Here is a 13,237-nt window from a genome sequence, read left to right on the forward strand (position 1 = left end):
TTATCGAGCCATGCTGACAACTTCCACCACGGGACTCGCGTCCCAGCCCGCCGCCAGACAATACGGCGATATCCGCACCAACCTGACGCAGTCGCTGCTGGCCCAGAATCCCGGGCTGAAAGTCCTCGACGCCCAGGTCAAGCGCGACGACGCACGCCTGTCGTCGATCGGCAAGACGGCGCTGGCGCTGGACGGCTTCCGCTCGGTCGCGGCCGGCCTCACCGGCGGCAAGCTCGACATGCTCGCCACCGCCAGCGGCAGTGCCCTGACGGCCAAGCTGAGCGCCGCTTCCGCCACGCCCGGCAAGTACACGGTCGACGTCCAGCAACTGGCCCAGGGCCAGAAGCTGCAAACCAAGGGAGTCGCGGACAAGGATGCGGCGCTAGGCAGTGGCGACGCCAGCACGATCACGGTCGAGACCGGATCCGGCGCCAATGCCAAGAAGACGACGGTGCGCATCGACCCAAGCGACAGCAGCCTCGAAGGCATTGCCAAGGCCATGCGCGAGGCCGGCCTGGATGCCGATGTCGCCAAGGATGGCGACGGCTATTCGCTGAGCCTGACCGGCGAGACGGGCGCCGCCAACGGCATGCGCATCAGCGTCGCCGGCGACCCGGTGCTGAAAGGGCTGCTCGCTTACCAGCCCGACAAGGAAGGCGGCATGCAGCAAGTGGCCGCGGCCCAGGATGCACGCGTGGTGGTCGGCGACAAGACCGTCACCTCCGCCACCAACTCGGTCACCGAGGCCATCCCGGGCCTGAACCTGACCCTGAAAGAGACCGGCAAGAGCGAGGTCGAGGTGCGCAGCGATCCGGCCGCCATGGCAGGCAACGTCAAGGATTTCGTCAAGGCCTTCAATGAGCTGAACACCCAGCTGGGCAAGCTGGAAACGGGCGACGCCCGCTCCGACACCACGCTGCTGCGGATGAAAGCCCAGATCGGCAACATCGTCAACAGCAGCAGCCTGCGTGAGCTGGCGGCTTTTGGCATCACCCAAAAGGATGGCGCACTGGCGCTGGACGAGGACAAGCTCAAGGCAGCCATCGCCGCCGACCCGGCGCGCGCCAACAAGGTGTTCAGCGACAAGGGCGGCCTGGCCGAGCGCCTGGTCAGCCAGGTCGACAAGCAGATCGGCACCACCGGCACCCTGGGCGTCGAAGCGGCCAGCGTGCTGCGCGAACGCGACCGCCTGCTCGACCAGCGCGACAAGGTGATCGACACCGTGACCCGCCAGGCCACGCTCATGGCCCAGCAATACCAGATGGCCGGCAGCGGCAACGGGCTGTTGTTCGGCGGCGGCGCGGGGCGGCCGATGTCGCTGTTCGATTACATGGCATAAGGCGTCTCGAATCAAAAAAAATCCCGCTGCATGCAGCGGGATTTTTTTCGTCCAGGGACGGCGAACCGCCCCCGAGTGATTGCTTACGCCTCGCGGCTGGCCTTCTTGCGCTCGTGCTCTTTCAGGTAGCGCTTGCGCAGGCGGATCGATTTCGGGGTGATCTCGACCAGTTCGTCGTCCTCGATGAACTCGACGGCGTATTCCAGCGACATCTGGATCGGCGGCACCAGGCGCACTGCTTCGTCGGTACCCGACGAACGCACGTTGGTCAGCTGCTTGCCCTTGATCGGGTTGACGACCAGGTCGTTGTCGCGCGAGTGGATGCCGATGATCATGCCTTCGTACACCGGGGTGTTGTGCTCGACGAACATACGGCCGCGGTCTTGCAGCTTCCAGATCGCGTAGGCCACGGCGGCGCCGTCGTCCTGCGAGATCAGCACGCCGTTACGGCGGCCAGCCAGTTCGCCCTTGCTGTTGTCGACGGCAGCGTATTCGTGGAACACGTGGCTCATCAGGCCGGTGCCGCGGGTCAGGGTCATGAACTCGCCCTGGAAGCCGATCAGGCCACGGGCCGGGATCAGGTATTCCAGACGCACGCGACCTTTACCATCGGATTCCATGTTCTGCAGGTCGCCACGACGGCGGCCCAGTTCTTCCATCACGCCGCCCTGGTTGGCTTCTTCGACGTCAACGGTCAGGTTCTCGTATGGCTCTTGACGGACGCCATCAACCATCTTGTACACGACGCGTGGACGCGACACTGCCAGCTCGAAGCCTTCGCGACGCATGTTTTCCAGCAGGATGGTCAGGTGCAGCTCGCCGCGGCCCGAGACTTCGAAGGTGGTGTCGTCGTCGGTCGGCAGCACGCGCAGCGCGACGTTGGCCTTCAGTTCACGTTCCAGGCGCTCGCGCAGCTGGCGGCTGGTGACGAACTTGCCTTCGCGGCCGGCCAGTGGCGAGTTGTTGACCATGAAGTTCATGGTCAGGGTCGGCTCGTCGACGGTCAGCATCGGCAGCGCTTCTGGCGTGTCCACGGCGCAGACGGTCGAACCGATGCCGATGTCTTCGATACCGTTGATCAGGCAGATGTCGCCGGCGACAGCCGAGTCGACCAGCACGCGCTCCAGGCCCTTGAAGTTCAGCACCTGGTTGATGCGGCCTTTGATCGGGGTCGAATCAGGGCCATTCAGGATGAGCACATCCTGGCCGGTCTTGACGGTGCCGCGATTGACGCGGCCGATGCCGATCTTGCCGACGTACGACGAGTAGTCGAGCGAGGTGATCTGCATCTGCAGCGGGCCGTCCGGGTTGTCGTCACGCACCGGCACGTATTTCAGGATGGCGTCGAACAGCGGCTTCATATCGCCTTCGCGCACGCTTTCGTCCAGGCCGGCATAGCCGTTCAGGCCCGAAGCGTAGACGATCGGGAAGTCCAGCTGCTCGTCGTTCGCGCCCAGCTTGTCGAACAGTTCGAAGGTCTGGTTGATGGCCCAGTCGGCGCGCGCGCCCGGACGGTCGACCTTGTTGACGACCACGATTGGCTTCAGGCCCAGGGCCAGCGCCTTGCGGGTCACGAAGCGGGTCTGCGGCATCGGGCCTTCCTGCGCATCGACCAGCAGCAGCACCGAGTCGACCATCGACAGCACGCGCTCGACTTCACCGCCGAAGTCGGCGTGGCCTGGGGTGTCGACGATGTTGATGTGGGTGCCTTCGTACTCGACGGCGCAGTTCTTCGACAGAATGGTAATGCCGCGCTCTTTCTCGAGATCGTTCGAGTCCATCACGCGGGTGTCCACGGCCTGGTTTTCACGGAAGGTGCCGGACTGACGCAGCAGTTGGTCGACGAGCGTGGTCTTGCCGTGGTCAACGTGGGCAATGATTGCGATATTACGAATCGCGCGTTTGGTGTTTGACATGATTTTTGAGAAGTAGCGTGGAGTACAGAATGTACTGGAACTGCAAGTCCGATGCTGCCGCTTACTGAAACAGATTTCGGAAACCGACTAGTATAGCATGGGAAGCGGCCCAGTCTGAATCTTGCGCGGGAAAGACACGTTTTTTTGGCGGACTGCCGGCGCGTCGTCACCGCAGCAGCTTAGCCGCTGCCGGTGACAGGCGCATGACATGCGCTCAGGCAAGGTTCGCGCAAGTCAGGCCGGCGCCGCGGTCGAGATCAGGCGCTCCGGCGCCAGGATCGCATACTCGCCCAGCTGGCCGGTGCCGAGCAGGCGGCCGTCGTGGTAGATGCGCACCCTGCCCTGTTGTTCCGGCACGGCGAAGTTCTCCTTGCCCAGGGCCAGGCGCTGGCCCTGCAGGAAGCGCTTCGCCAGTTCCGGCGTCAGCTCGATGGCCGGGAAGGTCGACAGCAGCGCGTCCACTGGCCGCAGCAGCGACAGGGGATCGGGATGGGTCAGCAGATCGTCCAGCGTGATCATGCCGGTGACGTCCAGCGCACCGACCTCGATCCGGCGCAGCGCGTTCAGGTGCGCTCCACAGCCGAGTGCGGCGCCGATGTCTTCGCCCAGCACGCGCACATAAGTGCCCTTGCTGCACGTGACGCGGATCTTCAGGAATGGCGCCTGGTAGTCGATCATCGACAGTGCGTGGATGGTCACCGGCCGCGCCTCGCGCTCGAGCGTGATGCCCTCGCGCGCATATTCGTACAGGGCCTTGCCGTCGCGCTTGAGCGCCGAGTACATCGGCGGCACCTGCTGGATCGGACCGCGGAAACGCGCCAGCGCCGCCTCGATCTGCTCGATCGTGACGTCGACCGGCAGGGTCTCGATCGCCTCGCCTTCGGTGTCGCCCGTCGTCGTCATGATGCCCAGGTGAACCGTGGCTTCATAGGTCTTGTCGGCCTCGAGCAGGTCTTGCGAGAACTTGGTCGCTTCACCGAAGCACAGCGGCAGCAAGCCGGTGGCGAACGGGTCGAGCGTGCCGGTGTGGCCGGCCTTCTTCGCGTTCAGCACGCGCTTGGCCTTGATCAGGGCGTCGTTCGACGACAGGCCGACCGGCTTGTCGAGCAGCAGCACGCCATTGACCAGGTCGCGCGGTTTTTTCGCGGGACGTCCGTTCACTCTTTGTCCGCCGGGTCGGCTGCCTGAACGTCGGGATGCAATTCGGGATTCGACTCCGGATCGTCCTTGGCGCGGGTGGCGTTGGCCTGGTCGATCAGGGCCGACATCGCCAGGCCGCGCACGGTCGAGGTGTCGTGCAGGAAGTGCAGCGACGGCAGCGTATGGATGTGCAGGCGCTTGCCCAGCATATTGCGCAGGTAGCCGGAGGCCTTGTTCAAGCCTTCCAGGGTCTGGCGCACGTCTTCCGCGCTGTCCTTGAGCAGGGTGAAATAGATCTTGGCGTGGGCGTAGTCCGGGGTCAGCTGGACTTCGCTGATTGTGACCATGCCGACGCGCGGGTCCTTCAGTTCGAAGGCGATGAGTTCCGACAAATCCTTCTGGATCTGGTCGGCCACGCGCAGGCCGCGCTGTGGAATGCTTTTACTGTGTTTAGCCATGATGGTTCACTACTTTATTCTTTTGTTAGCGTCGTCCCCGCGCAGGCGGGGACCCAAGTTTTTTAGCTCAGCAGCTGCGCTTGCGGGTAACGGTCAAGCGAACAAACCTGGGTTCCCGCCTTCGCGGGAACGACGTGCTCGGGCCGGTGGGCGCCCCGTTCCTGTACGGATAAAAAAGGGCCAGGCCCTCCGCGGCATTGCCGCGAAGCGTCCTGGCCCCATGGTACGCCAACGGCGTGACTTACAGCGTACGCGCCACTTCGGTGACTTCGAACACCTCCAGGACGTCGCCGACCTGGATTTCGTTGTTGCCCTTCAGCGACAGACCGCACTCGAGACCGGCGCGCACTTCTTTCGCGTCGTCCTTGAAGCGTTTCAGCGAATCGATCTCGCCGGTCCAGATCACGATATTGTTGCGCAGCAGGCGAACCGACGAGGAACGCTTGACCACGCCATCGGTGACCAGGCAGCCCGCAATCGCGCCGACCTTCGACACCAGGATGACCTGGCGAATCTCGACCTGGCCGGTGATGGTCTCGCGCTTTTCTGGCGCCAGCATACCCGACAGTGCGGTCTTGATCTCGTCGATCGCATCGTAAATGATGCTGTAGTAACGGATGTCGACACCGTTCGCTTCGGCCAGCTTGCGCGCCTGGGCGTCGGCACGGGCATTGAAGCCGATGATGACTGCCTTCGACGCGGTTGCCAGGTTGACGTCCGACTCGGTGATGCCGCCGACCGCGGCGTGCACGATCTGCACCCGGACTTCGGAAGTCGACAACTTCTGCAGCGAGCCGACCAGCGCTTCCTGCGAACCCTGCACGTCGGTCTTGACGATCAGCGGCAGGTTCTTGACTTCGCCTTCGGCCATCTGCTCGAACATGTTCTCGAGTTTCGCGGCTTGCTGCTTGGCCAGTTTCACGTCACGGAACTTACCTTGACGGAACAGGGCGATTTCACGCGCCTTGCGCTCGTCGGCCATGACCATGACTTCTTCACCGGCGCTCGGCACTTCGGTCAGGCCCTGGATCTCGACCGGAATCGATGGACCGGCTGCGGCGATCGTCTTGCCGTTTTCGTCCAGCATGGCACGAACGCGACCGAACGAGGAACCGGCCAGCACGACGTCGCCGCGCTTCAAGGTACCCGACTGCACCAGGATCGTCGCGACCGGGCCACGGCCCTTGTCCAGACGGGCCTCGACCACCAGGCCACGGGCCGGGGCTTCGGTTGGCGCCTTCAGTTCCAGCACTTCGGCCTGCAGCAGCACTTGCTCGAGCAGGTCGTCGACGCCGGTACCGATCTTGGCCGACACTGGCACGAATGGCGACTCGCCACCGTATTCTTCCGGCACCACGCCTTCGGCGACCAGCTCTTGCGTCACACGGTCGGTGTTGGCGCCCGGCTTGTCGATCTTGTTGATCGCCACCACCAGTGGGACACCAGCGGCTTTTGCGTGAGCAATCGCCTCTTTGGTTTGCGGCATCACGCCGTCGTCCGCAGCCACCACCAGGATGACGATGTCGGTCGCCTTGGCGCCACGGGCACGCATCGCGGTGAACGCTTCGTGGCCCGGGGTATCCAGGAAAGTGATCATGCCGCGCGGGGTGTCCACGTGGTATGCACCGATGTGCTGGGTAATGCCGCCGGCTTCGCCCGAAGCGACTTTCGCACGACGGATGTAGTCCAGCAGCGAGGTCTTACCATGGTCGACGTGACCCATGACGGTGACCACCGGTGCGCGCGAGCTCGATTCGTACTCGGTGTGCTCGCCCTGGTCGGCCAGCAGCGCTTCCGGATCGTCCTCGGCGGCGGCGAAGGCCTTGTGGCCCATCTCTTCCACCAGGATCATCGCGGTTTCCTGATCCAGCACCTGGTTGATGGTGCACATCTGGCCCAGCTTCATCAGCTGCTTGATGACCTCGGATGCCTTGACCGACATCTTGTGGGCCAGTTCGGCCACGGTGATGGTTTCAGGAACGTGGACGTCCTTCACGATCGCCTCGGTAGGCGCCTGGAAGTTCGATTCACGATCGTCGCCATGACCGCGACGGCCGCCACGGCCACCGCTGCGCCAGCCGTCACGGCCACCGCCGCCGGCAGGTGCGCCACGGGTTTTCAGGCCGGTGCCGCCACGCTTCTTGTCGTCCGACCAGGTCGACGACACATTGGCCGACTTGATCGACTTCTTGTCGCCCGGCTTCTTGGCGTCGTCCTTCTTGACTTCGCCCGGTTTTTTATCCGCAGGCTTGTGCAGCGTGCCGGCGGGAGCCGCCGGAGCGGCTGGCTTGGCGACCGGTTCCGGCGCCTTGATCACGCGGCGCGGCTGGCTCATCATGAGCTTGATCTGCGCCACTTCATCGGCCACGGCCTTGCGTGCACGCTCGGTGGCGGCAGCGCGCTCGGCAGCTTCCTTGGCAGCGACTTCTTTCGCAGCCTTGGCGTCGTCGGCAACTTTCTTGGCGGCCTCATCGGCGCCAGCAGCGGCTTCCTTGCCGGCAGCAGCTTCCTTGGCGGCAGCAGCAACAGCGGCCTTTTCGGCGGCGTCGCGCTTGGCCTGTTCGGCAGCTTCGCGCTTGGCCTGCTCTTCAGCGGCCGCGGCTTGCGCCTTTTCTTCGGCTTCCAGCTTGGCCAGGCGTTCCTGCTTTTCACGCAGGTCAGCTTCCTGACGGGCGATCAGCTCGTTCTGGCGGGCCGCATCTTCTTCGCGGCGCGCCTGTTCGGCAGGGTCGATCACCTGTTCTTCGGCCGCCTTGGTCGTGACCAGGTCGTCGCGCTGCACGAAGGTGCGCTTCTTGCGGACTTCGACCTGGATGGTGCGCGATTTACCCGACGAATCGGCTTGCTTGATTTCGCTGGTTTCCTTGCGCGTCACCGTGATCTTCTTTTTCTCGCCGGTATCGGCTGCGCCGTGGGTACGGCGCAGATGGTTCAGCAGCTTGTCCTTATCATCTTTCGACAAGGGATCTGACGTCGAGCTTTTCTCGACGCCGGCCGAACGCAGCTGGGTCAGCAGCAGGTCTGCAGGCATCTTCAGCTCGGTGGCAAATTGGGCTACGTTGTTACTCGCCATTCAGTCCTCTTTTCTACGTGTCGCGACAGATGATAAAGAAATTTTCAAGCTTTGGCCGTTTCTACCAGGCTCCAGGCTTTCGCCTGCAGTGCTTTCGCCCGGTCGTCGTACTTGCCATCGACCAGTTTCATCTCGTCGTCGGTCACATCATTAAATTCACTCTTGATCAGGTCGCGGGCGCGGTCCGACGTCAGTGCCAGGATGGCGCCGAATTCGTCATAGGCCAGTGCCGCGAATGCTTCGACCGTCTTGATGCCAGCCAGGCCAAGCTTGCCGGCAACGGTACGGTCCATGCCTTCCAGATTGACCAGAGCTTCTTCCATGCCTTCGAGACCTTCCTCGGAAGCGATCGCTTCGGTCACCAGTGCGTCACGAGCGCGGGTGCGCAGTTCGTTGACGGTGTCCTCATCAAACGATTCAATTTCCAGCATCTCGGAAATTGGCACGTAGGCGATTTCTTCCAGGCTCGAGAAGCCTTCTTCAACCAGGATATCGGCCACTTCCTGGTCGACGTCCAGTTTTTCCATGAACAGCGCGCGGATCGCGGCCGATTCTTGTTCCACCTTGTTCGCCGATTCCTCGGCGGTCATGATGTTGATCTTCCAGCCGGTCAGCTCGGACGCCAGGCGCACGTTCTGGCCCGAACGGCCGATCGCGATGGCCAGGTTTTCTTCGTCCACGACCACGTCCATCGCGTGCTTTTCTTCGTCGACCATGATCGACGAAACGTTCGCCGGAGCCAGGGCGCCGATCACGAACTGGGCCGGATCGTCCGACCACAGCACGATGTCCACGCGCTCGCCGCCCAGCTCGCCGGTCACGGCCTGCACGCGCGAACCGCGCATGCCGACGCAGGTGCCGATCGGGTCGATGCGCTTGTCGGCCGTGAACACGGCGATCTTGGCGCGCACGCCGGCATCACGGGCTGCCGATTTGATCTGCAGCAGGCCTTGTTCGATCTCTGGCACTTCCAGCTCGAACAGCTTCATGATGAAGTCTGGCGCAGTGCGCGACAGGATCACCTGCGGGCCACGCATATTGCGGTCCACACGCAGGATGAAAGCACGCACGCGGTCGCCGATGCGCAGGTTTTCTTTCGGGATCATCTGGTCGCGCGGCAGGCGCGCTTCGATCTTGCCCGACTCGACGATCGCATCGCCACGTTCCATGCGCTTGATGGTGCCGGTCACCAGCGAATCGCCGCGCTCCAAAAAGTCTTGCAAGATCTGCTCGCGCTCGGCATCGCGCACGCGCTGCAGCACGACCTGCTTGGTGTCCTGGGCAAAACGGCGGCCGAAATCAACCGATTCGATCGGCTCTTCGATGTATTCGTCGACTTCGATATCAGGAATTTGTTCCTTGGCTTCGAAATGCAGGATTTCCTGGTCAGGCAGTTGCAGGCCCGCTTCATCCGGCACCACGTGCCAGCGGCGGAAAGTCTCGAACTCACCGGTGTCGCGATCGATCGACACGCGAATGTCGACTTCGCCTTCATAGCGCTTCTTCGTGGCCTGTGCCAGCGCGAACTCGAGCGCACCGAAAACGACTTCCTTGTCGACGTTCTTTTCGCGCGCAAGCGCATCCACCAGCAATAAAATTTCGCGACTCATGCTTTGCGACTCCTAAAATCCACCTGTGGCACCAAACGTGCCTTATCCAATTCGGCCAGCGTAAATTCCATCAACGCCGGGCCATCCTTACTGTCAAATTCCAAACCGACCTTGTCGTTCTCGACGCCGCGCAGGATACCGGTGAACGTCTTGCGGTGATCACTGCCGGGCACCGCGACGCGCAGCTTGACCGTGCACTCATGGCCGGCGAAGCGCGCAAAATCGGCGAGGGTCCGTACCGGGCGATCGAGGCCCGGCGACGAAATTTCCAATCGTTCGTAATCGACGTTTTCCACGGTCAGCACGTGCGACAGCTGGTGGCTCACCTTGGCGCAGTCCTCGACCGTGATCGGGCCCTTTTCGTCCGCGTCGGCAGCCGGGAAATCGATGTATACACGCAGGATCCCGCGCTCGCCTCGTTCCACTTCGACGAGGTCATAGCCGAGTCCACTGACTGTCGTGGCGATTAAGTCAAACTGCTGCACGGCACTTCTCCAGGGCTTTAAAACGATTTACCAAAAAAAAAATGGGCATCTGCCCATCTTTTTGTACTTACAACCCAACCAGATGAAAGCACTTGCACCAGTGTCACGCGAATCTCGACTCGCGGATACAACATTCGGGAAGGACTTCGATTAGGCTGCAAATTATACTGCTTTTCCACCTCTCTCGCAATCTCCATACCACAAATGAGATTTTAAACAACAGTTGGCGAGATGATATGGGCTACGAAACATTTTACGCCGATCGGACGGCGGATGCGCGGCCTGCGCGTCCTTGCGCAGGCCGGTCAACCCGAGCTTAGCCGCGACGGCCGCGGCGCGGCAGGCCGTGTTCCGAGCCGCGCGGGCCCTGGCCGCCACGACGACCGCCACCACCGCTGCCGGCGAAGCCGAAGGTCGTCTGCAGCGGGTCCGGCTGGCGCGGACGGCTGCTGCTGGCGCCGCTGTTGCCACCGCCTTTGCCGCCACCAGCGGCCGCGCCACGGCCCTTGCCGCCACCCTGACCGCCCTGACCACCGAAGCCGCCCTGGCGACCGCCGGCAGGCTTGCCGCCCGGCACTGGGCCGTTCAGGATGCCCTGGCCACGGGTGCTGCCGACGCGCGCCACCTGCGGGCCGAAAGGATCGACGTTGCGGTTGGCGTCGGCGCGGTCGATGCGATTGCCGTCGCTGCGGTCGTTGCTGCGTTCGGCGCCATGGTTGACCTCGGCGCGCATGCCATTCGGACGCGGGCCCTTGCCCTTGTGGCCGCCCTTGACGTGCTTCTCGGGAGCAGCGCCCTTCTTTTCGACGCCGAAGGCCGTCATCAGCGCGCGCACATCGTTTTCCTCGAACTCTTCCCAGCGACCACGCTTGAGGCCGCTCGGCAGGGTCATGGCGCCGTAGCGGGTGCGGATCAGGCGCGAAACGGTCAGGCCGACCGCCTCGAACATGCGGCGCACCTCGCGGTTACGGCCTTCGCCGATCACCACGCGGTACCAGCGGTTGATGCCTTCGCCGCCGCCGTTCTGGATCTTCGAGAACGCGGCCTTGCCGTCGTCCAGCTCGACGCCGGACAGCAGCTTCTGGCGCATGCCTTCTTCGAGCTCGCCCAGGGTGCGCACCGCGTATTCGCGGTCGATGTTGTAGCGCGGGTGCATCAGCCGGTTGGCCAGGTCGCCCGAGGTCGTAAACAGCAGCAGGCCTTCGGTATTGAAGTCGAGGCGGCCGACGGCCAGCCACTTGCCGGCCTTCATGGTCGGCAGGCGGTCGAACACCGATGGACGGCCTTCCGGATCGTCATGGCTGACGATCTCGCCGGCCGGCTTGTGGTAGACCAGCACGCGCGGTGGCTTGCTGCTCACGCGGCGCTGGATCAGCTTGCCGTTGATGCGGACCGCGTCGGTCGGCAGGATGCGCTGGCCGATATGGGCCGGCTCGCCATTGACCGACACGCGGCCGGCGACGATCAGGTCTTCCATGTCGCGGCGCGAACCCAGGCCGGCCTCGGCCAGCACCTTGTGCAGCTTCGGCGCATCGTCGTCGGCGGTCAGGTCGCGGCGCACCGGCTTTGCCTGGACATTGCTGCGCGCGCCTTCGTTGGCGTCGAAGTCGTCCGAGGTCACGAAGGAGAACACATTGTCGGCTTCGCTGCCCGGCTGCTGCTTGCCACCCCTGCCCTGCGGCTGCTGCTTGCCGCCGCGGCCGATCTGCTTGGCCGGACGTCCGCCCTCGGTTGGACGAGCGCTTTGCTGGGTCGGACGGCCGCTTTGCTGGCCGCGCTTGCCCTGCTTGGGCTGGCCGCGGCCGCGTGCATCTTGCTTACCTTCTTGATTACCCTCTTGCGCGCCTTCCGGCGCAGCATCGACGCCAGCGTCGGGCGCCGGAGCGGCCTGCTCGGCGACAGCCGGCGCGGCGGCCTGCTGCAGCGCTTCGCGTTCGGCGCGCTTTTCGCGCATCTGGCGCGGGCCGCGCGGCTTGCGCGCTTCCTGGGCCGGGGCGACGTCGGCGGTGGCCGGCGCTTCGGCTGCTGCCGGCGCGGCGGCCGACTCGTCTTTCGCGGCCTTGGTGGCGCGCGGCTTGCGGGCCTTCGGCGCCGGCGCTTCGGCGGCCGGCGCAGCCTGCTCGGCGGCGACCGGCTCGGCGGCGACGGCCGCCTTGCGGGTGCGCTTCGGCTTGGCCGGCGCCTCGGCCGCTACGGCCTCGCCTGGCGCAGTGTCGGCAACGGCGGCCGCCTTGCGCGTACGCTTCGGCTTGGCTGCTGCTGGCTCGCCTGCATCCACAGGCTTGGTCTCGTTTTGTTCAGTTGGGTTCATCGTTCGTGTCTTTATTGTGCTGACCCGCCTCGGCAATCCCGTCATCAAGCGTGTCGCGGATCGGAACTTCAACGGGTGAAGTAGCTAAATCTATATCATCGGCGGGCGCGGAGGCGCCCACCTTGTCAAAATTGTCGTTCAATGCCGCCTCGAGGGCTTCCAGGCTGCGGCTGTCGGGGCCTTCGGCCAGCGGTTGCAGGGGCGGCAGCTGCGACAGCGACGCCAGGCCCAGGTCGTCCAGGAACTGGCGCGTGGTACCCAGCAGCGCCGGCCGCCCCACCACTTCGCGGTGGCCGAGGACGTCGATCCAGCCGCGGTCTTCCAGCATCTTGACGGTCTGCGAATTGACCGCGACGCCGCGGATCTCTTCGATGTCGCCGCGCGTGACTGGCTGGCGGTAGGCGATGATCGCCAGCGTTTCCAGCGTCGCCCGCGAATACCTGGGCGGCTTTTCGGGCGACAGCCGGTCGAGATAGGGCTTCATCTCGGGACGGCTCTGGAAGCGCCAGCCCGATGCCAGGCTGACGATCTCGATGCCTCGCCCATCCCAGTCCTGGCGCAGTTCTTCCAGCAAGATTTTGATCGTATCGGCGCCGACGCCGGCGCCAACCTGCCGTCCTTGCAGGTCGACCTCGGCGAACAGTTTCTTCATGCCATGGATCGACATCGGCTCGCGGGCGCATAGCAAGGCGGTTTCGAGGACTCTCTTGGCCTCGTCAGTATTCATATCGCGATGTCGTCAATCAAACAATTCGGCCAATCGGGGTCGGGACAGCATCAATGCGAGTGACGCGCATGCCTGCATGCCATGCGCCGGCCTTGCCTGCGCTCTGCTGCCTGAAACCGGAATCCGTGGGCCCGGCGCGCTGAGCACCGGAGCTATTACATGGCGGGCAAGGAACCCG

Annotated in this window: 9 protein-coding genes; 1 reads left to right on the forward strand and 8 read right to left on the reverse strand. The window is 63.9% G+C overall.

Annotated elements, in window-relative coordinates:
* Positions 1 to 10 precede the first annotated feature (10 nt).
* Positions 11 to 1,339, forward strand: a complete 1,329-nt coding sequence (fliD, locus tag FVD38_RS19210) for a flagellar filament capping protein FliD (protein WP_147936309.1) — start codon at positions 11 to 13, stop codon at positions 1,337 to 1,339.
* Between the two features lie 83 nt (positions 1,340 to 1,422).
* Here fliD and typA read toward each other — a convergent pair whose 3' ends face one another.
* From typA to scpB, 8 genes are all read right to left on the reverse strand, one after another.
* Positions 1,423 to 3,255: a translational GTPase TypA gene (gene typA, locus FVD38_RS19215; protein ID WP_123067676.1), complete on the reverse strand. Its 1,833-nt coding sequence runs from the start codon at positions 3,253 to 3,255 to the stop codon at positions 1,423 to 1,425.
* Positions 3,256 to 3,489: 234 nt separating this feature from the next.
* Positions 3,490 to 4,416 carry a tRNA pseudouridine(55) synthase TruB gene (truB, locus tag FVD38_RS19220; protein ID WP_147936310.1) on the reverse strand — a complete coding sequence of 309 codons (927 nt, stop codon included), beginning with the start codon at positions 4,414 to 4,416 and terminating at the stop codon, positions 3,490 to 3,492.
* Positions 4,413 to 4,853 carry a 30S ribosome-binding factor RbfA gene (rbfA, locus tag FVD38_RS19225; RefSeq protein WP_147936311.1) on the reverse strand — a complete coding sequence of 147 codons (441 nt, stop codon included), beginning with the start codon at positions 4,851 to 4,853 and terminating at the stop codon, positions 4,413 to 4,415. Before rbfA ends, truB begins: the two co-directional genes overlap by 4 nt.
* A gap of 241 nt (positions 4,854 to 5,094) precedes the next feature.
* Positions 5,095 to 7,926: a translation initiation factor IF-2 gene (gene infB / locus FVD38_RS19230; RefSeq protein ID WP_147936312.1), complete on the reverse strand. Its 2,832-nt coding sequence runs from the start codon at positions 7,924 to 7,926 to the stop codon at positions 5,095 to 5,097.
* A 44-nt stretch (positions 7,927 to 7,970) separates the two neighbouring features.
* A complete protein-coding gene (gene nusA, locus FVD38_RS19235; RefSeq protein ID WP_147936313.1) occupies positions 7,971 to 9,536 on the reverse strand; it encodes a transcription termination factor NusA in 1,566 nt (521 codons plus the stop codon).
* Positions 9,533 to 10,021 carry a ribosome maturation factor RimP gene (gene rimP / locus FVD38_RS19240; RefSeq protein ID WP_147936314.1) on the reverse strand — a complete coding sequence of 163 codons (489 nt, stop codon included), beginning with the start codon at positions 10,019 to 10,021 and terminating at the stop codon, positions 9,533 to 9,535. Before rimP ends, nusA begins: the two co-directional genes overlap by 4 nt.
* Positions 10,022 to 10,337: 316 nt before the next feature.
* Positions 10,338 to 12,332, reverse strand: coding sequence for a 23S rRNA pseudouridine(2605) synthase RluB (gene rluB, locus FVD38_RS19245; protein ID WP_147936315.1), 1,995 nt, complete (start codon positions 12,330 to 12,332; stop codon positions 10,338 to 10,340).
* Positions 12,319 to 13,059 carry an SMC-Scp complex subunit ScpB gene (gene scpB, locus FVD38_RS19250; protein ID WP_147936316.1) on the reverse strand — a complete coding sequence of 247 codons (741 nt, stop codon included), beginning with the start codon at positions 13,057 to 13,059 and terminating at the stop codon, positions 12,319 to 12,321. Before scpB ends, rluB begins: the two co-directional genes overlap by 14 nt.
* Positions 13,060 to 13,237: the final 178 nt, after the last annotated feature.

Source organism: Massilia arenae (genome assembly GCF_008014745.1).
Classification (GTDB): Bacteria; Pseudomonadota; Gammaproteobacteria; order Burkholderiales; family Burkholderiaceae_D; genus Telluria; species Telluria arenae.